Genomic DNA, 24,831 nt, shown 5'->3' with positions numbered 1-24,831 from the left:
CTTCACCGAGACGGGGGGCGCGTCGGCGCTGGCGGCGTTCGGGCGGACCGATGTGGTCGAGACGGCGACGGCCGGCGTTCAGGCGCAGGCGGTGGCGGCGGATCTGTTCGGCGGCGCCGGCCCGCTGCTGGCGCGGGGCCTGATCGGCTACCGGCGGGCGTTCGGGGACGGGGTGCCGGCGGCACTGCTGGCGTTCCGGGGCGGCACGGCGTTCCGGACGGCGGGCGCGGCGCTGGCCCGGGACGCGGCTCTGGCGTCCGTGGGTCTGGACTGGCAGGTTGCGCCGGGCGCGCTGGTGGGCCTGTCCTATGACGGCCAGCTCGGCCGCCGGGCGCAGGACCACGCCGTCAAGGGCAGCCTCTCGTACCGGTGGTGAATGGGGCCGCCCGGATCGGGGCGTGCGGCAACCTGCGGCACGCCCCGCCGACCCGCAGGAGACCGGCCGTACCCCGGAGATAAGGGACAGTGCGACGTCAACCTGGGACTGCACAGCTAAGCCGCTGACTCAGAATGGCGCGGCGGCTCACACACCGCCGGTAAATGTCTGTCGCCTCTTCGGACAGGCGTCAGGGTCATCCTGACAAGCCGTAGGACGAAACGAACTTGACCGTTGCAGCGAAGACAGCAGGCTTTCGGTCACGCGGGGAGGAAACAGGTCGAGCGGGGAGCCGCGCCATGTAATCAGCCCCCCGCACGGCCACGATCAGGTGTTCTTCTTGTTGTACTTGAACTCCGGCGCGTTCTTCAGCGCGTCCTTATCCGTGTCCACCATCGCCTTCAGCGATCCGTCGGCGCGATGCAGGAAGATCGATGACGGGTCGACCAGCACGTAGCGCTCGCCCATGCCGAGGAAGCCGCCGACGCTGACCACGACGCCGGTCACCGTCTTGCCGTTGTCGATGACGAGGTCCTCGATCTCGCCAACGCCCTCGTTCTTGTTGTTGTAGAGGTTCTTGCCCACGAGCTTCGAGGACGTGACCTCGGCCGGCCTGGCCGTGACGAACTTGATCTTGGCGGTCGCCGTGTCGGCCATCGTCATTCCGCCCGTGCCGCCGGTGGCCATTGCCCCGCCGTTCGGGGTCGCCGGCATCGCGGTGCCGGCCGGCGGGGCCGCCATCGGCTTCGCCGGATCGTTCGCGGGCTGGGCCGCCTGCTTGTCCTGAGCGAGGGCGGGCATCGCGAGCATGGCGCTGGCAGCGATGGCGCTGATGACTGCGTTCTTCATGGCTTCTACCTCGGAGTTTCGAGTGAATGATCCGGCACCGGCGGTCCGTGGACCGCGCGATGCCGGCCGGATTCGTTCGCGTGGCGGAGGGGAGCCTCGTCTCGCATCGAGCGACCGTCGCCCCTCTCCGCCCGCTGCTCAGTAGCCGCAGTAGGGTCGGCCCACGCCGTAGCCGTAGCGGTAGCCGACCGGGGCGTAGGGGTAGCCGTAGCCGTAGGACGCCCCGTAGTAGGCGGGTCGGGCGGACGCGGCGGCGAGGCCGAAGCCCAGACCTGCGGCGAGGCCCAGGCCACGATAGCCGCGGCGGTAGCCGTAGCGGCCGTATTGGTGCCCGTAGCCGAAGCGCGCCGGGCGGAAGCCGATGCCGCGGTACCCACGGTAATGGCCCCTGAAGCCGTGACGATGGCCACGGAAGCCTCGGTAATGACCCCTGAAGCCGCGATGGTGGCCCCGGAAGCCTAGCCCTCTGTGGCCGTGGAAGCCGTGGTGATGGCCGACGAAGCCATGTCCTCGGCCGAAGGGCCGCGCCTCGCTCGACGGCGAGAACAGGACGAGGCTGGATACGGATACGGCTGCGAGGGCGATCGAAAGGCGTTTCATCTACTCGGCTCCCTGATGGCCTTGGGATGGCCGTCCGCGGCTGGCCGTTGAGCCGCGGGACGTCCCGATGGTTCGGCGTGCCTACGGAACGGTTCGGATCGGTGACCGCAGTTCGGTCACCGGTGTCGCCTGGCCTTGGATACTGCTCGGGCTCGGCGGCGGTCCCCATCCCGCTCGAAAGGTGATGTGTGGTGTGGGGCGCAGGCTTGCAGTCGGAGAAGACCGCAGGCCTGTCGGGACAACCCCGACAGCGCAGAGGGGAGGGAACGCACGACGTGCGGAATCGCGGCGCTGCGTCGATGCGAAGTTCGGAAATGAGCTCGCCCGCCGCCTAGCCGAGCGGGCGAGGGAGTGCCCTCTGTTCCGGATGGTGCACGCTTGGTCGCAAGTCGCGGGATCATCGGCCGGTTGGTACGGGCCGTGCTGCGGGACGTCTCTGGTGAAGGTGGATGGTCGCGCTCTGGTCCATACCCGCTGGCGTGCCGCTCAATTGCCTGATCGTCGGCGGAGGCCCAGCAGGCATAGCCGCCGGCCCTGCGCTCCGCGTTCTCGCTGATGCTCGCCTGCCCGACGGCGATGTTCCTCGCTGAGGGCCGGACCTGCTCCGCTTCTACAACGACGCTTGGCGGCCGCTCCTGGACGGCCGCCTGGACGTTCGTTCCGCGAGGTCTGGGGCACCATTTGGAACGAGATTGGGCCGCTCGTGGACTCCGCGCTCACGGGCGAGAGCCAGACGCTCGCCGACGTCATGCTCGAATTCTCGCGCAACGGGCGGCCAGACCGAAGCTGGCAGTCCTTCACCTGGTCACCCGTGCTGGACGAAACCGGCGCGGTCAACGGTCCGTTCTACGTCACCGCCGAGACTTGGGCGCGGGCCCTCCCCACGACGACGCCCACGGCTTCCAGGTCGTGCGCAAGCGCTACTCGGCCGCGCAGGTCGCACGCCCCCGAGGCGCCCTGAACGGGCAGCAGCGGCGACAACCCTGAGGTCTCGATTCCGTACAAAGCTTGACGCTATGGGCTCCCGCTGCCGATCAGAGCTACTTGGAGTGACGCCCGTGAGACATCTGTAAGCGGACTTCCTCAGCCCGGTTAGGTACGTCCGCAAGGTGGCAGCACCAGCCCCGCAACAAGCGCTCATGGACGGGTACCAAGGCTACTAACGCTCAGGGACTTGGACCTCAGGGCGGCTTTGTCTCTTACAGCGGGATCACCCGATGCGGGGGCGGGTTGGTCAAGCAGTCTCCTCCGGAGATCCTCCTGCGGAGACCCGTCACGATGCCAAGGCAAGACGAGCAGAAAACCATGCCTGCACGAGCGACCTATCCGCCCCCTCAATCGGGAGGGCTGGCTCCAGCCCTCATGCGCAACATCGAGACGCTGCAGGAGCGCCGGAGTGCAGCGGAACGGAACGCCTCCATGCAGGAGCGCGTGGCGGAGGCGATTACGCGATTCACCGGCAGCATGGCCTTTGTTTACCTACATGTCGTGCTCTTTGGCTTCTGGAGCCTCGTGAATTCTGGTCTGCTGCCGATCCTGCCGAAGTGGGACGAGTCCTTTGTAATCTTGGGTACCTCCGCTTCCGTCGAGGCGATCTTCCTCTCGACTTTCGTGTTGATCAGCCAAAACCGCATGGCCGCTGCAGCCGATAAGCGCGCCGATCTTGACCTCCACATCAGCCTCTTGGCCGAGCACGAGGTGACGAAGCTTGTCGCAATGGTTTCGGCGATCACAGAACGCCTAGGCATCCAGACCGAAGCTGATCCCGAAGTCGACGAACTCAGACAGGATGTTGCGCCAAACGCTGTTCTCGACGAAATCGAACGGAACGGTGGCTCGTGACCTTCGACTGTACAGCCAGCGGTTGAGCGCCAACAGCCCCATGGGTCAGAGGCGTGGATCTGCTCCGCATTGTCCCTCCGTAGGTTGCCTCGGTTGCCAGTGCGCCATTACCGGACTTTCAGCTGTGAGCACCGGATGGCCCACTCGTGGTGCAGGAGCCGACCTCGATGCAGGTGGTGCAAAGCCGACGACAGCAGTGCCCGGCGCCACGACTCCCGAGAAGATCCTCTTCGAGTTCCGGATCGCGAGCATCCGCGGCGTGACGCCTCAATGGAGCCCCCCCACGGCCGGCCTACCGCGCATCGACAATCGTTTGCTTCTCGTGCCATCCGCGCGCGTCGTTGAGGACGCTGAAGGGCGGCTGCTCCTAAAGCCGCGCTCTAAGTTCGGCAAATGGGGGCTGCCCGGCGGCGTTCCGGATGAGCGCGAGGACTTCGTCACCTGTGCCGTGTGTGAGCCCCTCCAAGAAACGCGCCTGGAAACGCGCCTGCAGGTCCGTGATCTCGTCCCGTTCGGTTTTGGTCTGGACCTGACACCGAAGTGAGGACCTATCCAAACGGCCACGTCTGCCACGACTTCAACATGGTGTTCGCGGCCCGAACCTTCTTGGGTGAGCCAGCGAGCGATGGGAGGGAGAACCCGAAGGTCAGATGGCTTAGCCCTGACGCGCTGCCGGAAGTCCTGCCAACCGTGGCACTCACGATCCAAGCCTTCCCGCGCTGGAACGCGACTGGCACCTTCCAACTGATATGACCCAAGATACCGATCAGGCTTTCAGGACTGCGATTCAGTACATGGTACGCCGCCTTGGTGGCTTTGCCCGCGCACTCAGGCTGGATGAGGCGACCAGGCGGACATTGGCGCGGTAATGATGGCGAGTGGCTCACCGCCGGCAACCTGCTGGCACTAGCCATCTGCCTCGGCTGGAGCGCCGGGAGCTACAAGCTGCATTAGCCGCCCGCGCAGGCGTCCGGTCGCGCAAAGATGCTCACATCTGCATGAATGTTGCGCTTTGGGTGCCTTCAACACTACGTGCTCTCCCGTTCAGGTTGCTGAGACGGTTGTGGCCATAATCGGCAAAAGCGATCGCCTGATGAAGCGCGAGAGGATCGCCGCTGCCTTGAACAGCGACGGCATCACGATCCTCGTCAAAAATCCTGTCGCCTATGTTGGGGACGCAACTTTGGCGATGTGCGAAAGGTCGTGTTCGATCCGCCGATAGGGACGGCTGCGTTTGTGATCACTCCCTCTCCAACTCCGGAGCGCTGACGTGCAGACTGATCCACCATCCACCGCAGCAGCGAGGTGGGGCGGGGAGCCCTGTGGAAAAATGGTTAAGCGCGTCGCCTTCGTTCTCTGCCGAGAGTCCGGGCTTGATCCCATTTGCGACTACAATGGTCGCCATGGCTGGGAAAGATACATCAAGCTCGCCCGAGAAGCCGTTGCGGCAATGCACGAGCCGACCGCCGAGATGATCATCGCCATCGACCAAGCGCTTGAGAATTCGACAGTGCGTGTTGAGCATCGTGGCTCGGACACAGTCGCGGGGGCCGTCGAGACGTACAAGGCGATGATCCAGGCGGCACTCGGTGAGGCGTAGCCCATGCTCGAGACCTCTGCCCCAAGCCTAGAAGTTGTCGCCGCCATTCCCGCCGATGGCGTCGAGGTCGAGCCGATTGGGTTGAGTTGGATAGATGGAAGGTGGGCGATTTCGGGCTGAGCGATGCCGACGTCTGGTCTGGCGGCGAGAGCTGAGGGCTGGTCGAGGCCGGCGAGCGCCCCAACCAAAACCGCATCGACCAGCCTTCGCCTTGAACCCCTAAATCGGTGGACCCCATTATTGGCTCTGCCCGTCCCAGTAGCTTGAGATTCGCTCATACAGGGCTCGGTTCGCCTCAACGCCCATCGCTTTGTCGCTGGCGAACATCATCAACCCGCAATAGTCGGTCCGGAGCGTGCCGTGCTCTCGGGATGCGCCCGAAATAGCTGTTCCGCGGTCTACCCCAGCCCATGTGTCTCAGCGACGAACCAGGTGATGACGTCCAGGCAGCTTTCCCGCACCGCGACCCACCGGCTCGGTGGCATGTACCGGCACAGCGAAGCGTGCGGGGAGATCTTGGTGTAGTGGGCGTCGATTTCCTGGCCGCTCCGGTAATGACTACAGGAGCAGCCTACGATCTAATGCATGGGATTCGAAGCCATGGCAGCCTGCATGCCCAGCCGGGCAAGGCGAGGCTCTTTTACAGCACCATCGCGGCCGTGACGGTGGTGGCAGTTGGGCTAAACTTTCTCGGCTTCAATACCATGCCGGCCCTGGTCTGTTCCGACATTGCGCAGAGCTTTTCGGTTCCGCCGCTGCTCTTTCTCATGATGCTAATGGCGAACGACACGGTCGTCATGGGGAATCGCGTCAATGGCGGCTTGACGAACCTGCTTGGTTAGACCACCACAATGGTTACCTTTATTGCCACGCCGTGCCTCATCGCAACATGGCTCCTCCTATAAGGGCACCTGCCTGGCACCCGGTGCACGGAGCACTCGCTCACGGAGGTTTGCGCGCTTGTGGCCCACATCATGCTGTCGGCGTTGCCAATTCTTAACAGAGCGAGTCAACCAGGTTTGTCGCGGGCTTTAGTGGTACCATTCACGAAACCGCTGCGGTTCAGGCTTGGTGGGGGAGAGGGTTGAGGCGAGCGAATCGTGCACGGTCAGCCGAACCTCGATGATGTGGGGCTCCAGCGCCGCGCTGACGGCACCCCTCTGTCGCGCGGATGTCCCGGGCCCGAGAGTGATTACCCTGAAGGACTCGCTCGGGACGCCAGCCCGAATGAACCCGGAACCTTAGCGGCCGCACCGATTCCGCCACAAAAACTATCACAAGATGTTTTGTGACTCCGCCATCGGGGGTAAGTAGAACGAATCGAGGGATTGGCTTATCGGCATCGTCGATGCATCAGCCTTGCTCAATACGTGTCCAAAGCTGACCATTTTCTTGGACTCGAGTCCCAACCTGCCAATTCTCTAAGTAGCTCTGTAAAGCGTCGATTCGGCAACATTGATCTGCGATAGACCTGCTCTCTGCTTGGGAGCGCGTGCGAATGGAGGCACCTGCGTGTGAGAAAAATTGTTCTCATAACCGGCGGCGCAGGCTTTATTGGAGCTCATCTGTCGAATGCGTTGCTAAAGCGCGACTACCAAGTCCGCATTCTCGATAGCTTGATTGAGCAGGTTCACGGCTGCGGAGCGAGTGCGAAACAAGCGGCTCAAGGAGTCGAATTCATTCGGGGCGACATTCGAGACGCTTCAGTGGTGGCGCGTGCCATTGAGGGGGTGGACTCAATTGTACACCTCGCCGCCGAGGTCGGCGTCGGCCAGAGCATGTACGCGGTCGAGCGTTACGTCTCAGTCAATGATTGCGGCACCGCCGTGCTGTTCCAGCAGCTCATAGACCGGCCGGTGCGGCGCGTCGTCGTCGCTTCCTCGATGAGCATCTACGGCGAAGGCCTCTACCAAGCCAGGGACGGCAGCATCGTTCAGGACGCGGTACGCAAATCCCGGCGCTCTGGCGAGCCTTGGGATCCGGTGGATGCGCACGGGCATCCGCTCGTGCCCGTGCCGACCCCCGAGTGGAAGGCGCCGACCCTGGCATCGGTCTACGCCCTCACCAAGCACGTGCAGGAACGTCTGACGCTGACGCTCAGCCCGGTCTACGGCATGGAAGGCGTCGCCCTGCGGCTCTGGAACGTCTATGGGCCGGGGCAGGCGCTCTCGAACCCCTACACGGGTGTCCTTGCCATCTTCGCCTCGCGACTGCACAACGGGCAGCGGCCGATGATCTTCGAGGACGGTGAGCAACGGCGCGACTTTGTCCATGTCGAGGACGTGGCCGAGGCCTTCGTGCTGGCGCTCGAGCACCCGCGGGCGCCCGGGAACGTCTACAATGTCGGGAGCGGGCAGAACTGGTCCGTTCGTGAGGTGGCCGAAATCCTAGCCCGGGCGATGGGCAAGCCGCATCTTGCGCCGGAGATCATCGCCCAAGCTCGGACGGGCGACATCCGGCACTGCATTGCCGACATCGGCAAGATCCAGCGCGAACTGGGCTTCGCACCGCGGCGCGATTTCACCGACGGGGTTGCCGAATTGGCGGCCTGGGTTGCCGAGCAGCAGGCCGTCGACCGTGTGACCGAGGCCCGCCGGGAACTCGAAGCCCGGGGCCTGGTCGCGTGATCCAGCCCCGACCTCGCCCGCCGGGCGATCCGGCCGGATGCAACGTTCTGATCACCGGCGGAGCCGGTTTCATCGGCGCGAACCTCGCCGACAGCCTAGCCGCAGCCGGTCACCGCGTCGTCGTCCTCGACACACTGGCGCGGCCCGGCGTCGAGGCAAACCTAGCTTGGCTGGCAGAACGCCATCCCGCCGCTCTGACGGCGGTTACCGGCGACGTTCGCGATGCGGACCTGGTCGCGGATTGCGTGACCGAGGCGGATGTCGTTTTCCACCTTGCGGCACAGGTCGCCGTGACCACGAGCCTGGTCTCACCCATGGAGGATTTTGCAGTCAATCTCGGCGGCACGATCACGGTGCTCGAAGCCGCGCGCGCGCGGCGGGTGCCGCTCATCTTCGCGTCGACCAACAAGGTCTACGGCAACCTGCCCAATCTACCGCTGACCGCCGCGGACGATGCCTACGTGCCCGCCGATCCCGAGTTGCGGCGCTGGGGCATTGGCGAGCGGCAGCCCCTCGATTTTCATACACCCTACGGCTGCTCCAAAGGCGGCGCCGACCAGTACGTCCTCGACTACGCCCGCAGCTTCGGCATTCCGACCGCGGTCCTGCGGATGAGCTGCATCTACGGCCCGCGGCAGATGGGCACCGAGGATCAGGGCTGGGTCGCGCATTTCCTGATCAGCGCCATCGCGGGTCGGCCCATCAGCATCTACGGGGATGGGCGGCAGGTCCGCGACGTTCTGCACGTCTCGGACGCGGTCACGGCCTACCGGGCGGCCTGGGAGCGGATCGAGAGCATCGCAGGCCAAGCCTTCAACCTCGGTGGCGGTCCGAGCAATGCCGTGAGCCTGCGCCAAGTCCTCGCCCATATCGAGACGCTCGTGGGGCGCCCGGTCGATCACCGCTTCTCGGAGTGGCGCGCCGGCGACCAGCGCTACTACGTTTCTGATACACGCCGTGCCCAATCGGTCCTCGGCCTTCCGGTCCCGACGCCGTGGCGACGCGGCGTGTCAGACCTCGCCGCTTGGCTTACGAGCACGAGGGGCACCGGCGGGATAGGCGGCCCCGGCGATCGGTACACGTCGCTGATGGGAGCAGGCGAATGAGGGTCGCCCTCGTCAATCCCGCCTGGGATTACCGCAACAGCATCTATTTCGGCTGCCGCGAGCCGCATTTCGCACTCGAACTCGGCTACAGCGCCGCCCTCCTGACCGCCGCAGGCCACGACGTGCTGATGCTCGACGCGCACCTCTGCGAGCTGACGCACGCGCAGACTGCGGAGAAAGTCGCGGCTTTCGGCGCTGACATGACCGTGGTGACGACCGCGCCGACCTACCTGTTCTGGCGCTGCGCGCCGCCGGAATTGCGGGTGCCGCGCGCCTTTCTGGACGCGCTGGCCGGGCGCGGAGGCCGCACGGTTGCGGTCGGACCGCACGGCTCGGCGACCCCACGCGCGACGCTGGGGAAACTGGACGTCGACGCCGTCGTGCGCGGGGAGTGCGAGGAGATCGTCCTGCGTCTCGCGGAGGCGCAGGACCTCCGGAGCGTGCCGTCGATCGCCTACCGGGACGGCGGCGACGTGCGGATCACCGGGGGACCGCACGCGGCCCGGTTCAGCGACGCCCCGGCGCTGCGCTGGCCGGCGGAGTGGATCGCGCGCCACACCCACCACCACCATCGGTTCGACCAGGGGCCCGACGGTCCCGGCGCCGAAGTCGAGGCCTCGCGCGGCTGCCCGTATACCTGCAGCTTCTGCGCGAAGATCGATTTTCGCGACGCGTATCGCCGGCGCGATCTCGACCCCGTCCTCGCCGAGATCGACGGGCTCATCGCCCAGGGCGTCACCTACGTCTACTTCATCGACGAGATCTTCCTGCCCCAAAAGCCGCTCCTCGAGGCCCTGGTCGCGCGCGACCTGCGCTTTGGCATCCAGACCCGGATCGACCTGTGGAAGCCGGACATGCTGGATCTCCTCGGGGCGGCCGGATGCGTCTCGATCGAGGCCGGCATCGAGAGCCTGACGGTTCAGGGCCGGGCCGCCCTCGACAAGAAGTGCCGCGCCACCACCGACGAACTCGCCGAGCGGCTGATCCACGCCCGCAAGACCGTGCCGTTCGTGCAAGCGAACCTAATCAAGGTCGCGGGCGACGACCCCGCGATGGTGGCGCAATGGCGCGATCACCTGCGTGGACGGGGCGTCTGGGCAAACGATCCCGTGCCGCTCTACCCCTATCCCAGCTCCCCCGACTATCGGCGTCTCTGGGGCGAGCCGGACGATTTGGCCTGGGAGCGGGCGCACGCGCACTACCTCGGCCTCTTCGACGCGTTCAGCGACATCCAGGAAGAGCGGCCGCTGCCGCTTCGCGAACTGGAGGCGGCATGCGGACGGAGCTGAGGATGCAGCGCTTCCACGTCCTGATGACCGCCGATGCCGTCGGCGGCGTCTGGTCCTACACGGTCGACCTCGCCGGGGGGCTCGTCGATGCGGGCGTCCGCGTGACGCTCGCCGTACTCGGTCCGGACCCGTCCGCGGCGCAGGCCGCGCGCGCCGAAGCCGCCGGATGCCGCCTCGTCAGGACGGGGCTACCCCTCGACTGGATGGCGACGGATCGCGGCGCGGTGACGGGGGCCGGCGAAGCGCTGGCGCGGACGGCCTGTGCGGTCAGAGCCGATCTCGTTCACCTGCACAGCCCCGCCTTCGTGGCTGCGGCGGACTTCCCGGTGCCCGTCATCGCGGTCTGCCATTCCTGCGTGGCGACCTGGTGGGCGGCGGCCGGGACCGGCCCGCTTCCCGGGGATCTGGCGTGGCTGGCGGAGCTCGTCGCGCACGGTTGCCGCCGCGCCGATGCGCTCCTGGCTCCGAGTCGGGCTTTTGCCGACGCGACGGCCCGCGCCTACGGGCTGACCCGGCCACCGAGGGCCGTCCATAACGGTCGCCGGCCCCTGGCCCCTGCCGACACTCCCGAGACGGATCCAGTGCCCTTCGCCTTCACAGCCGGCCGGCTGTGGGACCGGGCCAAGAACTGCGCCGGTCTCGACCGCGTCGCGGCCAGGACTGCGCTGCCGGTGCGGGCGGCGGGTCCGGTGACGGGCCCCAACGGCGAGCGCGTTCGGCCGGCCCACCTCATAGGGCTGGGCGAGCTCGACGAGGCCGGCATCGCGGCGGAACTCTCCGGGCGACCGATCTTCGTCTCGCTGGCCCGCTACGAGCCGTTTGGCCTCGCCGTTCTGGAGGCGGCCCAGGCCGGCTGCGCCCTCGTGTTGTCGGACCTGCCGACCTTCCGGGAATTGTGGGCGGACGCCGCCCTGTTCGTCGAGCCCGACGACGCGGATGCGGTCGCCGGCCTGCTGGATGCCCTTGCGGCCGACCCAGACCGGCGTGCGGGCCTCGGACGGGCGGCGCGGGAGCAGGCGGGTCGCTACACGGTCGCAGCCTCGACGGCGTCCGTCTTCGACGTGTTCGAGGCGCTCCTCGCCGGACCCGAGGTTCGAGCCTCCCGACAGGGAGCGGCCGCATGAGGATCGCCTACTTCACCCACTCGCTCGCCTCGTGCTGGAACCACGGCAACGCCCATTTCCTGCGCGGTGTCCTCCGCGAACTGATCCGGCGCGGCCACGAGGTCCAGTCGTTCGAGCCGCGGGGGGCCTGGAGCCTGGCGAACCTCCTGCGCGACCACGGCGAGGCGGGGCTGGCGCCGTTCCGGGCCGCCTACCCGGAACTGCAGGCCGAGACCTACGACGCGATCGAGCCGGCGGTGGAGCGTGCCGCGCAGGCCGACCTCGTCATCGTGCACGAGTGGAACGAGCCCGCCCTCGTCGCGGCCCTCGGAGAGGCCCGTAAGCGTGGCGCGTTCGACACGCTTCTGTTCCACGACACGCATCACCGGGCGGTCAGCGAGCCGGAGACCATGCGGCGCTTCGATCTGTCGGGCTACGACGGCGTGCTGGCCTTCGGCGAAGCCCTAGCCGCGGTGTATCGCGACTGGGGTTGGGGCGACCGCGTCTTCGTCTGGCACGAGGCCGCCGACATCCCGCTGTTCCAGCCGCCGATCACGGAGGGCCCGCGGCATGGGCTCGTCTGGATCGGCAACTGGGGCGACGACGAGCGCAGCGCCGAGCTGGAGAGCTTCTTGTTCGGGCCCGCGCAGGCGGTGGGCCTGCCCCTTGACATCTACGGCGTGCGCTATCCCGAGGCCGCGCTGGCGACGCTCGCCCGATACGGCGCGCGCTATCACGGCTGGGCGGCCAACGTGGCCGCCCCGGCGCTGTTCGCCCATCACCTCGCCACCGTGCACGTGCCGCGCCGCTTCTACGTAGAGCGGCTGCCCGGCATTCCGACCATTCGGGTCTTCGAAGCGCTGGCCTGCGGCATCCCCCTGGTATGTTCACCCTGGGAGGATGCCGAGGGCCTTTTCCGGCCGGGCATCGACTATCTCGTCGCCCGCAGCGGCGCGGAGATGGAGCGCAGCTTGCGCGCCCTGCGTGACGATGCCGAGCTGCGGCGCAGCCTCGTCCAGAACGGGCTCGCCGTGATCCGCGCTCGTCATACCTGCGGCCACCGCGCCGAGGAGCTTCTGCGTGTCGCCCAGCGGCTGCGCGCGCCCACCCCGCAGGAGAGGTGCGCGTGAGGATCGCTTTCTACGGATCGAGCCTGCTCTCCTCCTACTGGAACGGCGCAGCCACGTATTACCGTGGTCTACTGCGGGACCTCGCGGCGCGCGGCCACCGCATCACCTTCTACGAGCCGGACGCCTACGATCGACAGAAGCACCGCGACATCGACCCGCCGCCCTACGCCGACGTGCGCGTGTATCCGGCGACGCCGGACGCGATGCACGCCGTCGTAGCGGAGGCAGCCCAGGCGGACGTGGTCGTGAAGGCGAGCGGCGTGGGCGTGTTCGACGACGCGTTGCTGGCCGGCCTCGTCGCCGCCTCCCGTCCCGAGGCGATCCGCATCTTCTGGGATGTGGACGCGCCCGCAACCCTCGCCGAGATCGCGCAGGACCCGGGGCACGCCGTCCGCCGCGCGATGCCGGCGCTGGACCTCGTTCTCACTTATGGCGGCGGTCCACCGGTGATCGCCGCCTACGAGGGCTTCGGCGCCGCGCGCTGCATCCCGATCTACAATGCCCTGGATCCCGACACCCATCACCCGGTTCCGGCCGATCCGCGCTTCGCGGCCGACCTCGCATTCCTGGGCAACCGCCTCCCGGACCGAGAGGCGCGCGTTGAGACGTTCTTCCTCGGCGCCGCAGCGCGGCTCCCGGATCGGTCCTTCCTGATCGGCGGCAACGGTTGGGACGGCAAGGCCATGCCGGCCAATGTCCGCGCGCTCGGACACGTCTACACACGCGAGCACAACGCCTTCAACACGACGCCCCGCGCGGTGCTCAACATCGCCCGCGACAGCATGGCGGCGGTGGGCTTCTCGCCGGCGACCCGTGTCTTCGAGGCGGCAGGCGCCGGCGCCTGCCTGATCACCGACGCCTGGACCGGGCTCGAGCTGTTCCTTCGGGATGGGGAGGAGGTACTGGTCGCCCGCGACGGCCAGGACGTTGCCGAGCACGTGGCCGCGCTGACGCCCGGGCGCGCACGTGCGATCGGAGCCGCCGCCCGCGCCCGGATCACCCGCGAACACACCTATGCGCATCGGGGCGCGGAGGTTGACGCGATCCTGAGCGCGGTCTCCGCCCGCAAGCGCGAACGGAACCTCGCGTGACCGGCGCCCCGCTCCGTCTCGTCGTCCTCGGGCTCAGCCTGTCCTCGTCCTGGGGCAACGGCCACGCCACCACCTACCGGGCGCTGTTGAAGGCCTTCGCCCGGCGCGGGCACGCGATCCTGTTCCTCGAGCGCGAGGTGCCCTGGTACGCCGAGCACCGGGACTTGGTGGCACCGGACTATTGCGACCTCGCCTTCTACCGCGATCTCGCTGATCTCGAACGGTTTCGCGATCGGATCACCGCTGCCGACGCGGTGATCGTGGGCTCCTACGTGCCGGAGGGCGCCGCGGTGGGCCGGCGTGTCCGCGCCTGGACCCGATCAGTCTGCGCCTTCTACGACATCGACACACCTGTCACCTTGGCGAAACTCGAGGCCCGGGACCACGCGTATCTCACGCCCGACCTGATCCGCGCCTACGACCTCTACCTGTCCTTCACTGGCGGGCCGACCCTGCGCCGGATCGAGGCGCGCTACGGCTCGCCCGCGGCGCGCCAACTCTACTGCTCCGTCGACCCGGCGGCCTACCCGGTTTTGGAGCGGGAGGCACGCTGGGACCTCTCCTATCTTGGGACCTACAGCCCGGATCGGCAGCCGACCCTGACGCGGCTCCTCGTGGACGCGGCCCGGGACGCTCCGCACCTGCGCTTCGTGGTGGCGGGCCCGCAATACCCCGACGCCGTGGACTGGCCGCGCAACGTCGAGCGGATCGAACACGTCGCGCCACGGGATCACCCAGCCTTCTACGCGGCGAGCCGCTACACGTTGAACGTGACCCGGGCCGACATGATCCGAGCCGGGTACAGTCCGAGCGTGCGCCTGTTCGAAGCCGCCGCTTGCGGTACGCCGATCCTGACTGACTGGTGGGAGGGCTTGGAGACCGTGCTGATCCCGGGACGCGAAATCCTGCCGGTCGAGACTACCGCGGACGTCCTGGGCCTGCTCGAAGGGCAGCCGGAGATCGAGCGCCAAAGGCTCGCGGACGCCGCGCGCGCCCGGGTGCTCGCGAGCCACAGCGCCGAGCACCGGGCCGCGGAACTCGACATCCATCTTCGCGAGGCAGTTAGCCGATGCGGGAACATCATTACGCACTCAATGTTTTGCGAGGTATCAAGCGATGAAGTCCTGAGTAAACAATAGCAACCACAAGGAGGACGTCATGACGAGAAGGGGAGGCCTTAATGTTCTTGTTGCGGGTGGCGCGGGCTTTATCGGGTCGCATTTGATTCACGCACTGCTTGCCGATGGCGCGAGCGTGACGTGCCTCGACAATCTTTTGACTGGACGCCAGAGCAATCTTGACCACCTTCGGGACGAGCCCCGCTTCGATTTCTTTGAGGCAGACTTGGTCGATCCGCTGCCGCGCCTGCCGCGGTTTGACCGGATTTTCAATCTCGCCTGTGCGGCCTCGCCGCCGCATTACCAAGCGAACCCGGTCCACACGATGATGACCAGTGTGCTGGGCACCAACCGTCTGCTGGAACGAGCCCGCGAGGATGGCGCGCGCTTTCTCCAAGCCTCGACCAGCGAGGTCTACGGCGACCCCGATGTCCACCCGCAGCGGGAATCCTACTGGGGCAACGTGAACCCAATTGGGCCGAGGGCCTGCTACGATGAAGGCAAACGGGCCGCTGAATCCCTAATTTTTGATTTCGAGCGTGGCCATGGCACAGACGTGCGGGTGGCACGCATCTTCAACACTTACGGACCGCGCATGCGAGCCGATGACGGGCGCGTTGTCTCTAACGTCATCTGCCAGGCCCTCTCGGGCTCGGACATCACGATTTACGGCGACGGGAGCCAGACCCGTTCGTTCTGCTACGTCAGCGACCTTGTCGACGGCCTGATGCGTCTGATGGCCCGGGACACATTGCCGGGCGGTCCGGTCAACCTGGGAAATCCTAACGAACTGACGGTCGAAGACCTCGTCGCGCGCGTTGTCCGCCTGACTGGAACCACCTCGCGGGTGGTCAAGCGGCCGCTTCCGGTCGACGATCCGCGTCGGCGCAGACCAGATATAACCCGGGCGTACGACGTGCTCGGCTGGTCCCCGGCCGTGGCGCTCGAGGAGGGGCTAGAGGCGACGATCGCGTGGTTCACGAACGAGGTCCAGCCTGACCTGGCGATCCGGAGTGAGCGACTGAAGGATGACATCATTGCAGCGGAGTGAGCCTGCTGCCGCAGGCGAGTGGGGAACGTGGCCCGGCCCCCGTATTTCGGCGCGCGTGAGGAAGCCTTGATGAGTAGACCCAAGGTTCGCGTCGGCATTATCGGTGTTGGCAACTGCGCCTCGTCCTTCGTGCAGGGTCTGCGCTACTACCGCGAGACTCAAGCTGGCGAGACCGTGCCCGGATTGATGAACGTCGAGCTCGGCGGCTACCATGTCGCCGATATCGAGGTGGTCTGCGCCTTTGACATCAATGCTCGAAAGGTCGGGTACGACCTCGCCGATGCGATCCTGGCCCCACCGAATAACACGCAGCGTTTCGCCGACGTGCCGCCTAGCGGGGTCGTGGTGCGGCGCGGGCCAACGCTCGACGGGCTCGGGGCCTACCTGCGGGCCGACGTACCGGAATCGGACGAGCCACCGGTCGATGTCGCGGCGGAGCTCGAGCGAACCCGCACGGACGTCCTCGTCTGCTACCTGCCGGTCGGGTCCGAACGCGCCGCCGAATACTACGCCGACTGCGCCCTACGGGCGGGCTGCGCACTGGTCAATTGTATCCCGGTCTTCATCGCGTCGAACCCGGCGTGGAGGGCGCGGTTCGAGGCGCGCGGGCTGCCGCTGATCGGCGACGACATCAAGAGCCAGGTCGGCGCCACGATCGTGCACCGGATGCTCGCCAACCTCTTGCGCGAGCGCGGTGTCCGCCTCGATCGGACCTACCAGCTCAACTTCGGCGGCAATGCCGATTTCAAAAACATGCTGGAGCGGGAGCGGCTGGAATCGAAGAAGCTCTCGAAGACGCGCGCCGTCACGAGCCAGCTCGACGTGCCCCTCGCCCCGCACGACATCCATGTTGGACCGAGCGACCACGTGCCGTGGCTCACCGACCGCAAATGGGCGCATATCCGCCTTGAAGGGACAGCCTTCGGCGGAACGCCGCTCAACATCGAGCTGAAGCTCGAAGTCTGGGATTCACCGAACTCGGCCGGCATCGTGATCGATGCCGTACGCTGCGCCAAGCTCGCCCGCGACCGCGGCACCGGAGGTGCCCTGATTGGGCCGTCGAGCTACTTCATGAAGGCGCCGCCGCGCCAGTTCACCGATCAAGAGGCGCGGGAGAGGACGCTCCGTTTCATCGCCGGTCAGCCCGATCCGGAGCCGTCCGGATCGCCGGAGCCGACGTGACCCGGGTCTACCTTGTGCGCCACGCGGCGCACGACCGCGTGCACGGGATCCTGTGCGGGCGCATGCCCGGTGTTGCGCTCGGCGCACGCGGCCATGCCGAGGCGGTCGCGCTCGCCGGCCGCCTTTCGGGCTCTGGCGCCACCGACGTCCTGTCCAGCCCGCAGCAGCGCGCCTTGGAAACCGCGGAACCCATCGCGGCCCGACTCGGCCGGCCGGTCGCCGTCGCTCAGGAACTCGACGAGATCGCGTTCGGCGACTGGACCGGTCGAAGCTTCGCGGACCTCGCGGACGATCCACTCTGGCGGCATTGGAACGAGGCCCGCGCGACGACCCGGGCGCCGGGCGGCGAGAGCATGATGGAGGCGCAAGGCCGCATCCTCGGGCTCCTCGAGCGGCTCAGCGGAACCTGCGTGCTGGTGAGCCATTGCGACGTGATCCGGGCCGCCCTTGTGACGGTCCTCGGGCTCTCCCTCGACTTCTACGACCGGATCGCGGTCGATCCCGGCTCGCTGAGCCTCGTGGAACTCTGGCCGGGGGGCGGGCGCCTCCTCGGCCTGAACGAGCAACCGGCCACCACATGAGGCCACGATGAAGCTGATCGTCTTCGGACTTACTGTCAGCTCTGCCTGGGGTAACGGTCATGCGACCCTGTGGCGGGGCCTGTGCCGCGCCATGGCGGAACGCGGGCATCACGTCGTCTTCTTCGAGCGCGACGTGCCGTACTACCGCGCGCACCGCGACCTTACCGCGCTGCCCGGCGGCCAACTCGTCCTGTTCGACGCGTGGAGCACCGTTGAGGCCCGCGCGGCGGGCGAGTTGGCCGACGCGGACGTCGCGATGGTGACATCCTACTGCCCAGATGCTCGGGCGGCAACGGACCTCGTGCTCGCGGCGCCCCGGGCCAAGCGGGTCTTCTACGATCTTGACACGCCTGTGACGCTCGCGCGCCTGCAGCGTGGCGAGGTGGTCGAGTACATTGGTCCGGACGGTCTCGCCGGCTTCGACCTCGTGCTGAGCTATACCGGCGGCCGTGCCCTGACCGCCCTGAAGGACGAACTCGGGGCACGCCAGGTGGCGCCGCTATACGGACACGTCGACCCCGCTGTGCACCGCCCCGCGGCTGCCATCGCGCGCTACCGTTCGGACCTCTCCTATCTCGGGACCTACGCGGCCGACCGGCAGGCCGGCGTCGCGGACCTCCTCGTCGAGCCGGCCCGCCGCCATCCGGATCGCCGCTTCCTGATCGGCGGGGCGCAATACCCGGCGGACTTCCCCTGGGGGCCGAACATCCACTTCAGTCACCACGTCGTCCCCGAGGAGCACCCGGCCTTCTTCTCCTCCTCGCGGCTCACGCTCAACGTCACGCGGGCGGCCATGGCCGAGATGGGGTGGTGTCCGTCCGGCCGGGTGTTCGAGGCGACGGCCTGCGGTGCCGCCGTGCTGAGCGACGACTGGGCCGGGCTCGATGCCTTCTACCGGCCCGGCACGGAGATCCTGATCGCACGCGACGCTGACGACGTCTGCGCAGCCATGGACCTCACCGATACCGAGCTCCAGCGTATCGCCGAGGCGGGCCGCGATCGGACGCTCACCGATCACACCGCCGCCCGGCGGCTCGATGCCCTCGAGCGGATCCTCGCGGACTTGCCCGGATGCGCATCCGCCGTCGGCGTGCGCCAGCCCGAACTCAGCGCGGAGCCTTGAGCATGTGGGGAATCGTGCCGGCGGCGGGCCTGGGCAGCCGCATCCAGCCCCTTGCCTTCTCGAAGGAGCTGCTGCCGGTCGGAAGCCGCCTGCGTGATGGCGTGGAATGCCCCTGCGCCGTGAGCGAATACTTGGTGGAGCGGATGCTGCGCGCGGGGGTCACGCGGATCTGCTTCGTGATCGCGCCGGGCAAGTCCGACATCATCGAGTATTATGGCGCGGGCTATGGCAGCGTTCCGATCGCCTACGTGGTTCAGCCGCGGGCGAACGGGCTGTGCGACGCGGTGTTCCGCGCCCTTCCGCTGATCGGCCCCGACGAGCCGATTATCGTGGGGCTTCCCGATACGATCTGGTTTCCGGAGGACGCCCTGACGACGCTTCCGGACGAGGTCCTCTCGTTCCTGCTGTTTCCCGTGGATCGGCCCGAACGCTTCGACGCCGTCGTCCTGGATGCGGAGGACCGGATCACGGAGATCCAGGTGAAGCGCAGCGACGCCAGCTCCCGCTGGATTTGGGGGGCCTTCAAGATGCCGGGGCGGATCCTCGGCGCGCTGCACGCGCTTTGGCAGTCGCGGGGCTGCGCCGACGACTATGTCGGCACGCTGGTGAACGCCTACCTGGCTGGCGGCGGGCAGGCGCGGGGGATCCGGGCCGGACGATCCTACGTCGATGCCGGTACCCTCGACGGGTATCGCGCCGCCATCGCACTCCTCGGCGAGGCTGAGCGCAACGGAGAGCCCGGACGCCTCTCCCTCGGCGAGCCCGCCTCCATGGCTTGCGCGCTGTCCATCCCCTGACGCCCGGAGGAAGCCTGACGATGAGCCTGGCCGAGGAGAACGCCACCCTGCGTCGAGAGATCGACGCGTTGGGGGATTGGTTCCACAACATCGAGCTCGGTGGGGTGCCGACCGCGCCGAACCATTTCCTGGGGGATTACCCGCGGGTGAAATGGCGGCGCTTCGCCAATGCGATCCCGGCCGATCTCACCGGCAAGAGCGTGCTGGACATCGGTTGCAACGGCGGCTTCTACGCCATCGAGATGAAGCGTCGCGGCGCCGCACGAGTGCTCGGTCTGGATTCCGACGCGCGCTACCTGGCCCAGGCCCGCTTCGCCGCCGCGCGAACCGGCCAGGACATCGAGTTCCGCAACCTCTCGGTCTACGATGTCGGGGCGCTCGGCGAACGCTTTGACGTCGTGCTGTTCATGGGCGTGCTCTACCACCTGCGCCACCCGCTCCTGGCCCTGGATCTTATCCGCACGCACGCCGCCCGCGACCTGCTCGTGTTCCAGTCCATGCAGCGCGGGGCCCAGGACATCACCCCGGTGGCCGAGGATTACGATTTCTGGGATGTCGGCCATTTCGCCGAGCCCGGCTACCCGAAGCTGCACTTCATCGAGCATCGCTACGCGAACGACTGGACCAACTGGTGGGTCCCCAACCGAGCCTGCACCGAGGCGATGCTGCGCGCGAGCGGCTTCGCGATCACCGCCCACCCGGAGGAGGAGGTCTTCGTCTGCCGTTGCGCACCCCTTCCGCCGGGCGCCGGCGCCGTCCATCCGGCGCCCGCCCCGCGGCCCGACTCCCCGACAGCCGAGGATTCCCACCTGTGATCGAAGCGGTGATGCTCTGGAACGAGCCGAACAACAAATCGCACTGGGACCCCGAGATCGATCCGGACTGGTTACGCTTCGGCGCGATGGCGAAGGCAGCCGGCCAGGCGATCCACGCCGTCAATCCGAGCTTGCCGCGGGTCCTCGGCGGCATCTCGCCGATCGACCCGTTCTTCATCCGCCGCATGGAGAGCCAGGGCGTCCTCGATGCCGTCGACGCAGTAGCGGTGCACGGCTTCCCGCTCGACTGGAACCTCTGGCAGATCCACGAGTGGCCGCAGAAGATTGCGGAGATCCGCGCCGTCACGCAGCTGCCGATCTGGGTCTCGGAAGTAGGCGTCTCGACCTTCGGAGCCGAGGAAGTGCAGGCCTGGGGGCTCGCGCGCACCGCCGAGCTCCTGATCGGGCGCACGCCGCGCATCCACTGGTACAGCCTCTACGATCTGCCCAGCGAATGGGAGGCGACCACCCGCCACCGGGAGGCGGAGGGGTCGTCCTACTACCGGCACTTCCACATGGGCCTGCTGCGCCAGGACGGCACGCCGAAGCTCGCGCTCGCGGAATTCGCCAAGCACACGCCGGCACTCGGGCTCTGCCAGTGGTTCCACTTCGAGGACCACCGCCTGGACGATGCGGTGGCCTGGATGAAGCGCCTCGGCGTGACCTATCTGCGCACGGGCCTCTCCTGGGCCGACAGCTTCCGGCCGAACGCCCTCCACTGGTTCGACCGGCAGATGGAAGCGCTACGCGATTTCGACGTCACCGTGACCTTCTGCTTCACCCCCGAGCATCGGGGCATCGTGCCCCATCACACCAGCGCGCCGCAGGAGCCCGAGGAATTCGCCGCGTTCTGCGCCGACATGGTGCGCCGCTACGCGCCAGCGCGTGCCGGATGAGCGGCGGCCTTGCTGGTCTACGGTAAGGCGAGCCGGACCAACGATCCCCGCGACCGGCTCGCCACGCTGGTCACCCTGCTGCGGGAGGTGGCGGAAGAGCCGCCCGGCATCCGCCGCCACGCCGCCCGGGTCGCAGCCCTGATCGAGGCCGGGGAACTCGCGCAGGGGATCGCCGATGCGGCGTTCCTCGATCACGGCCGGGACCTGGCCTGCCCCGCCCGGGACGCCGCGACCGCTCTGCTCCTGGAACTTGCCCGATCGGTCTGGGACTCGTGGCGGACGGGGTTCCGAACATCGCCCGGCACCCCGGACCTGACCGCCTTGGCCGCGACGCGGCTGCCCGCGCGCATCACCACGCGCTGGGCCGAAGGCTTCGCCTTCTACGCGCTCTATCCCGAGAGCTACGCGATGGCCGCGACGCGGGCCGCTCTGGCCGCGACCACGCGCGTCGTCGGCATCCGCAGCATCGGCGCCCCCCTCAGCGCCATGGTGGCGGCCGGTCTCGGATCGTTTGACATGCAGACGGTGCGCCCCGTCGGACACCCGTTCCGACGCGCGTTGGCCCTGGACGACACCTTCGCGGCGGCCTTGACCGCGGGCGATCCGGCGGGATTCGCGATCGTCGACGAGGGGCCGGGCCTATCCGGAAGTTCGTTCGGCGCGGTCATGGACACCCTCGCGCATCTCGGGGTCGCCGAGGATCGGCTCAGCCTGTTTCCGAGCCATTCGGGGGAGCCGGGACCGCAAGCGACCGAACGGCACCGGGCACGCTGGCAGCGCGCGACGCGCCACACCGTTCCGTTCGAGCATGTGATGCTGGCCGGCGGCGGGCTCGCATCCTGGGTCGCCGATCTGGTCGGCCCCGCGCAGGCGCCCCTGATCGAGATCTCGGGCGGGGGCTGGCGCGCGTTCCAGGGCCGCAGCGCGGATGCGTGGCCGCCCGTCAACGCGCAGCAGGAGAAGCGGAAATTCCTGCTCCGGGCGGGCGGCACGCTCTGGCACCTCAAGTTCGCCGGTCTCGGCCCAGCCAGCCGCGCGAAGCTCGACCGAGCCCGCGCCCTGCACGCGGCTGGATTCACGCCGCCGGTGGCAGGGTATCGTCACGGCTTCCTCGTCGAGCGCTGGATCGCGGATGGCCGGCCCCTCGATCTCGGCGCGGTAGCGCCGGGCGTCCTGATCGATTGGGTGGGACGCTATCTCGGCTTCCGGGCGCGGCATTTCCCGAGTGGGCCGGAGCGCGGCGCGAGCCTGAGCGAACTCCTCGCGATGGCTCGCCACAACGTCGGCGAGGCCCTCGGGCCGGACTGGGCTGAACGGCTCGACGCCTGGTCCGAACCGCGTCTGGCCGAGCTCGCCGGTCGTGCCTGTCCGGTCGAGATCGACGGCCGGATGCAGCCCTGGGAGTTCCTCGTCCGGCCTGATGGGAGCCTGCTGAAATGCGACGCCCTAGACCATCATGCCGCCCACGATCTCGTCGGCTGCCAGGATATAGCTTGGGACGTCGTCGGTGCGGTTGTTGAACTGTCGCTTCCAGAAGACTCCCGGGACCGCCTTGCGGCATTCGTGGCACAGGAGGGAGGGCACCCAGTCGATCCTGACCTCCTCGCCTTCCTAACGCCCTGCTACCTGGCCTTCCAGCTTGGCGCCGCTAGCATGGCAGCGGATGCTGCGCACGACGACATCGAGGGATGGCGTCAACGACGATCGCGCGCCCGCTACACGGAACATCTCCGTCTCGTGCTCAGGCCGTGATGACTCTATCCGGACTAGGTGGGAAGAACCGCCGCCACGTGGAACTCACGAGCGTTGTGTCAATACCGAAGCAAGCCGCCTGCGCATCGCCGAGGCAGCGGCCCTGCGCGTTGACGGCTGCCGTCAGGGTGCGGCGCCAGGCAAGATGGGGCCCGTGGAGGTCCGAGTGATTCTCAGAGGTGTTGATGAGGTAGTTTGCTGAGATCGGCAGACGCGCGAGTCGCACATCCCGCTCTTGTGCCACCTCCAGCCATTGATGGTGCGAGCGCAAGGTGCTGAACGGGTCGCGGCGAACGGGGTCCGCCGAGTCTGGCCGCAGGCACGCCACGGTGCTTGTGCCGCAGAGCCGGTGGAATTCACCGGGAAAGATGTCCGGGTGTGGTAGCGCCGCGATCCGTAGGCTCTGGATATCCAGGATCATCCCCGCCGTGATCAGACCTCCTACCTCTCCCAGACCAATGCAGGCGCGCGCCGCCGCAACAGTCTCACGATCGATCCAGTCGTCCGCATCGACAAGCATGAGCAAGCCACCGCCCTGCTCTAAAACATAGTCGTTGAGTGCGTGCTTCTTGCGGCCGCTGTCGTCGTTGTGGGGGCCAGTCTCGCGTACGGGCCAGTCGGCGACCAGGACGCTGAGGCGGGGATCGTCATCCATCACCGTGCGCGGCCTGTCGTGGCAGGCGATGATCACGCGGAAGTCCGGATCTGTCTGCGCGCGCACTGACGTGAGGGTAAGGTCAAGCAGAGCCTCGATCAGCGCCCAGTTCTGTGTGAGCGCCCGAGGCACCAGTGCGATCCCGAAGGTGAACGGAAGTGGGTCGCGCATCGCCACCTGTGACTATTGGTCGAAGAACGTTCGTGGCTTTTGAAATAGGCTCCCGAAGCCCGGCCGCCAGTCTAAATTCGGGGCGTCCGCCACGCACAGGCTCTGTGACTTAGAGCGCCTAACAGAACGGGCACGGATCGTCTGGGCATGCGTTGGTTGGTATGGCTCGCCGCTTCTGCCCGATGATCTCTGGAACGCGATCGCCCCGCTCCTTCCGCCGCCCCGGCCCCGTCCGAAGGGCGGTCATCGCCCGATCGAGAACCGGGCCGCGCTAACCGGCATCCTGTTCGTGCTGCGCTCGGGCCAGCCCTGGGAGATGCTGCCGGGCCGAGATGGGCTGCGGCTGCGGGATGAGTTGCTGGCGGCGTCTGCGCGACTGGCAGAAGGCGGGCGTCTGGGCGCACCTGCATCAGGTGCTACTGGAGCATCTGCACGCGGCGGGTGAGATCGGCTGGAGCCGGGCGAGCCTGGACAGCGCGTCTGTCCCAGCGAAAAAGGGGGCTCTGCCACCGGCCCGAACCCGACGGACCGGGGCAAGCCGGGCACGAAGCGTCACCTCGTCACCGATGCGCGCGGCACGCCGCTCGGCGTCTGCCTGAGCGGGGCCAACCGGCACGACAGCCCGATGCTGGCCCCGACGCTCGACGCCATCCCGCCCCTGCGGAGCGCTCGACGGGGGCGGCCGCGCCGGCGGCCCGGCAAGCGGCACGCCGACAACGCCTACGATGCCAAGCCCCGACGCCAGGAGTGCCGGGCCCGCGGGATCGTCCCGCGCATCGCGCGCAAGGGCATTGAGAGCAGCCAGCGGCTCGGCCGCCATCGCTGGGTGGTCGAGCGCACCCACGCCTGGTTCAACCGGTTCCGCCGCCTGCCCATCCGCTACGAGCGGCGTAGCGACATCTACAAGGTCTTCACAGGTCTCCCAGCAAGCCTCATCACCCTCAACCAGATCAAACGGTTCTGTTAGGCGCTCTTGATCCTTCTCAAAGCCTATCAGATTAGCTGTCGGAAAAGGGGAGGACTTCTCGTACAAGGCGCTGTCGGCCGAGGGCAGCATGTGCGGATTTGGTCCTATAG

The 24,831-nt window shown here is 67.5% G+C and carries 25 protein-coding genes; 22 read left to right on the top strand and 3 right to left on the bottom strand.

Translation table 11 applies throughout. The features are described 5' to 3' along the window. The coding region (locus AKJ13_RS31835) for an autotransporter domain-containing protein (RefSeq protein WP_160320592.1) at positions 1-376 on the top strand (376 nt) is incomplete at its 5' end. Positions 377-703: 327 nt separating this feature from the next. Here the strand turns inward: AKJ13_RS31835 and AKJ13_RS03745 are convergent. Together AKJ13_RS03745 and AKJ13_RS03740 are read right to left on the bottom strand one after the other, a co-directional pair. Then, positions 704-1,225, bottom strand: a complete 522-nt coding sequence (locus tag AKJ13_RS03745; RefSeq protein ID WP_050732134.1) for a PRC-barrel domain-containing protein — start codon at positions 1,223-1,225, stop codon at positions 704-706. Between the two features lie 138 nt (positions 1,226-1,363). After that, positions 1,364-1,825 (bottom strand): hypothetical protein, encoded by a 462-nt coding sequence (locus AKJ13_RS03740; protein WP_050732133.1) that lies wholly within the window; start codon positions 1,823-1,825, stop codon positions 1,364-1,366. A 1,278-nt stretch (positions 1,826-3,103) separates the two neighbouring features. Here AKJ13_RS03740 and AKJ13_RS03730 point away from each other — a divergent pair. From AKJ13_RS03730 to AKJ13_RS03640, 19 genes are all read left to right on the top strand, one after another. Then, positions 3,104-3,667 (top strand): DUF1003 domain-containing protein, encoded by a 564-nt coding sequence (locus AKJ13_RS03730; protein WP_050732163.1) that lies wholly within the window; start codon positions 3,104-3,106, stop codon positions 3,665-3,667. Between the two features lie 196 nt (positions 3,668-3,863). After that, complete coding sequence (locus AKJ13_RS03725; protein ID WP_050732131.1) at positions 3,864-4,211, top strand: NUDIX domain-containing protein; 348 nt, start codon at positions 3,864-3,866, stop codon at positions 4,209-4,211. 786 nt (positions 4,212-4,997) lie between these two features. Then, a complete protein-coding gene (locus AKJ13_RS03720) occupies positions 4,998-5,267 on the top strand; it encodes a hypothetical protein (protein WP_050732130.1) in 270 nt (89 codons plus the stop codon). 524 nt (positions 5,268-5,791) lie between these two features. Beyond that, positions 5,792-6,109, top strand: coding sequence for a divalent metal cation transporter (locus tag AKJ13_RS03715; protein WP_244471500.1), 318 nt, complete (start codon positions 5,792-5,794; stop codon positions 6,107-6,109). A 672-nt stretch (positions 6,110-6,781) separates the two neighbouring features. Beyond that, positions 6,782-7,894 (top strand): SDR family NAD(P)-dependent oxidoreductase, encoded by a 1,113-nt coding sequence (locus tag AKJ13_RS03710; protein ID WP_050732128.1) that lies wholly within the window; start codon positions 6,782-6,784, stop codon positions 7,892-7,894. Next, positions 7,891-9,000, top strand: coding sequence for an SDR family NAD(P)-dependent oxidoreductase (locus tag AKJ13_RS03705; RefSeq protein WP_244471499.1), 1,110 nt, complete (start codon positions 7,891-7,893; stop codon positions 8,998-9,000). The genes AKJ13_RS03710 and AKJ13_RS03705 overlap by 4 nt, the downstream gene beginning before the upstream one ends. Then, positions 8,997-10,289 (top strand): TIGR04295 family B12-binding domain-containing radical SAM protein, encoded by a 1,293-nt coding sequence (locus tag AKJ13_RS03700; protein WP_050732127.1) that lies wholly within the window; start codon positions 8,997-8,999, stop codon positions 10,287-10,289. Before AKJ13_RS03705 ends, AKJ13_RS03700 begins: the two co-directional genes overlap by 4 nt. A gap of 2 nt (positions 10,290-10,291) precedes the next feature. Next, entirely contained in the window at positions 10,292-11,413 is a 1,122-nt protein-coding gene (locus tag AKJ13_RS03695; RefSeq protein ID WP_200905578.1) for a glycosyltransferase family 4 protein, read from the top strand. Continuing rightward, positions 11,410-12,522, top strand: coding sequence for a glycosyltransferase (locus tag AKJ13_RS03690; RefSeq protein ID WP_050732125.1), 1,113 nt, complete (start codon positions 11,410-11,412; stop codon positions 12,520-12,522). Before AKJ13_RS03695 ends, AKJ13_RS03690 begins: the two co-directional genes overlap by 4 nt. Next, the gene (locus AKJ13_RS03685) at positions 12,519-13,613 is read left to right on the top strand and encodes a glycosyltransferase (protein ID WP_050732161.1); all 1,095 of its coding nucleotides are present in this window, start codon (positions 12,519-12,521) and stop codon (positions 13,611-13,613) included. The genes AKJ13_RS03690 and AKJ13_RS03685 overlap by 4 nt, the downstream gene beginning before the upstream one ends. Further along, on the top strand, positions 13,610-14,752 hold the full coding sequence (locus tag AKJ13_RS03680; RefSeq protein WP_050732124.1) for a glycosyltransferase: 1,143 nt from the start codon (positions 13,610-13,612) through the stop codon (positions 14,750-14,752). The genes AKJ13_RS03685 and AKJ13_RS03680 overlap by 4 nt, the downstream gene beginning before the upstream one ends. A 19-nt stretch (positions 14,753-14,771) precedes the next feature. Continuing rightward, positions 14,772-15,782 carry a UDP-glucuronic acid decarboxylase family protein gene (locus AKJ13_RS03675; RefSeq protein WP_050732123.1) on the top strand — a complete coding sequence of 337 codons (1,011 nt, stop codon included), beginning with the start codon at positions 14,772-14,774 and terminating at the stop codon, positions 15,780-15,782. Between the two features lie 69 nt (positions 15,783-15,851). After that, positions 15,852-16,964: an inositol-3-phosphate synthase gene (locus tag AKJ13_RS03670; protein WP_050732122.1), complete on the top strand. Its 1,113-nt coding sequence runs from the start codon at positions 15,852-15,854 to the stop codon at positions 16,962-16,964. Beyond that, positions 16,961-17,545 carry a histidine phosphatase family protein gene (locus AKJ13_RS03665; protein WP_050732121.1) on the top strand — a complete coding sequence of 195 codons (585 nt, stop codon included), beginning with the start codon at positions 16,961-16,963 and terminating at the stop codon, positions 17,543-17,545. Before AKJ13_RS03670 ends, AKJ13_RS03665 begins: the two co-directional genes overlap by 4 nt. Positions 17,546-17,552: 7 nt before the next feature. Further along, positions 17,553-18,668: a glycosyltransferase gene (locus AKJ13_RS03660; protein WP_050732120.1), complete on the top strand. Its 1,116-nt coding sequence runs from the start codon at positions 17,553-17,555 to the stop codon at positions 18,666-18,668. 2 nt (positions 18,669-18,670) lie between these two features. Next, positions 18,671-19,465 (top strand): nucleotidyltransferase family protein, encoded by a 795-nt coding sequence (locus tag AKJ13_RS03655; RefSeq protein ID WP_050732119.1) that lies wholly within the window; start codon positions 18,671-18,673, stop codon positions 19,463-19,465. A gap of 20 nt (positions 19,466-19,485) precedes the next feature. Then, positions 19,486-20,280 carry a TIGR04290 family methyltransferase gene (locus tag AKJ13_RS03650; RefSeq protein WP_050732118.1) on the top strand — a complete coding sequence of 265 codons (795 nt, stop codon included), beginning with the start codon at positions 19,486-19,488 and terminating at the stop codon, positions 20,278-20,280. Then, on the top strand, positions 20,277-21,176 hold the full coding sequence (locus AKJ13_RS03645; protein WP_050732117.1) for a beta-xylosidase: 900 nt from the start codon (positions 20,277-20,279) through the stop codon (positions 21,174-21,176). Before AKJ13_RS03650 ends, AKJ13_RS03645 begins: the two co-directional genes overlap by 4 nt. 9 nt (positions 21,177-21,185) lie before the next feature. Then, positions 21,186-22,928: a hypothetical protein gene (locus AKJ13_RS03640; protein ID WP_050732116.1), complete on the top strand. Its 1,743-nt coding sequence runs from the start codon at positions 21,186-21,188 to the stop codon at positions 22,926-22,928. Here AKJ13_RS03640 and AKJ13_RS03635 read toward each other — a convergent pair. Then, complete coding sequence (locus AKJ13_RS03635; RefSeq protein ID WP_144426176.1) at positions 22,918-23,760, bottom strand: glycosyltransferase family A protein; 843 nt, start codon at positions 23,758-23,760, stop codon at positions 22,918-22,920. The genes AKJ13_RS03640 and AKJ13_RS03635 overlap by 11 nt on opposite strands. 130 nt (positions 23,761-23,890) lie before the next feature. On the opposite strand from AKJ13_RS03635, the gene AKJ13_RS33225 reads away from it, so the two are divergent. Both AKJ13_RS33225 and AKJ13_RS33220 read left to right on the top strand, forming a co-directional pair. Beyond that, on the top strand, positions 23,891-24,199 hold the full coding sequence (locus tag AKJ13_RS33225) for a transposase (RefSeq protein ID WP_348270931.1): 309 nt from the start codon (positions 23,891-23,893) through the stop codon (positions 24,197-24,199). Positions 24,200-24,205: 6 nt separating this feature from the next. After that, positions 24,206-24,721, top strand: coding sequence for an IS5 family transposase (locus AKJ13_RS33220; protein ID WP_348270930.1), 516 nt, complete (start codon positions 24,206-24,208; stop codon positions 24,719-24,721). Positions 24,722-24,831 lie beyond the last annotated feature (110 nt).

The organism is Methylobacterium sp. ARG-1 (assembly GCF_001262595.1).
GTDB lineage: Bacteria > Pseudomonadota > Alphaproteobacteria > Rhizobiales > Beijerinckiaceae > Methylobacterium > Methylobacterium brachiatum.
Note: the sequence above shows the minus strand (reverse complement) of the source record. Positions and strands in the feature narration are given on the sequence as shown.

Bases quoted from the DNA above. Each gene is read 5' to 3' on its own strand.
- AKJ13_RS03730 (WP_050732163.1), top strand. From the start codon at position 3,104: ATGCCAAGGCAAGACGAGCAGAAAACCATGCCTGCACGAGCGACCTAT.
- AKJ13_RS03670 (WP_050732122.1), top strand. From the start codon at position 15,852: ATGAGTAGACCCAAGGTTCGCGTCGGCATTATCGGTGTTGGCAACTGC.
- AKJ13_RS03720 (WP_050732130.1), top strand. From the start codon at position 4,998: ATGGTTAAGCGCGTCGCCTTCGTTCTCTGCCGAGAGTCCGGGCTTGAT.
- AKJ13_RS03740 (WP_050732133.1), bottom strand. From the start codon at position 1,825: ATGAAACGCCTTTCGATCGCCCTCGCAGCCGTATCCGTATCCAGCCTC.
- AKJ13_RS03655 (WP_050732119.1), top strand. From the start codon at position 18,671: ATGTGGGGAATCGTGCCGGCGGCGGGCCTGGGCAGCCGCATCCAGCCC.
- AKJ13_RS03650 (WP_050732118.1), top strand. From the start codon at position 19,486: ATGAGCCTGGCCGAGGAGAACGCCACCCTGCGTCGAGAGATCGACGCG.
- AKJ13_RS03700 (WP_050732127.1), top strand. From the start codon at position 8,997: ATGAGGGTCGCCCTCGTCAATCCCGCCTGGGATTACCGCAACAGCATC.
- AKJ13_RS03745 (WP_050732134.1), bottom strand. From the start codon at position 1,225: ATGAAGAACGCAGTCATCAGCGCCATCGCTGCCAGCGCCATGCTCGCG.
- AKJ13_RS03695 (WP_200905578.1), top strand. From the start codon at position 10,292: ATGCAGCGCTTCCACGTCCTGATGACCGCCGATGCCGTCGGCGGCGTC.
- AKJ13_RS03660 (WP_050732120.1), top strand. From the start codon at position 17,553: ATGAAGCTGATCGTCTTCGGACTTACTGTCAGCTCTGCCTGGGGTAAC.
- AKJ13_RS03690 (WP_050732125.1), top strand. From the start codon at position 11,410: ATGAGGATCGCCTACTTCACCCACTCGCTCGCCTCGTGCTGGAACCAC.
- AKJ13_RS03675 (WP_050732123.1), top strand. From the start codon at position 14,772: ATGACGAGAAGGGGAGGCCTTAATGTTCTTGTTGCGGGTGGCGCGGGC.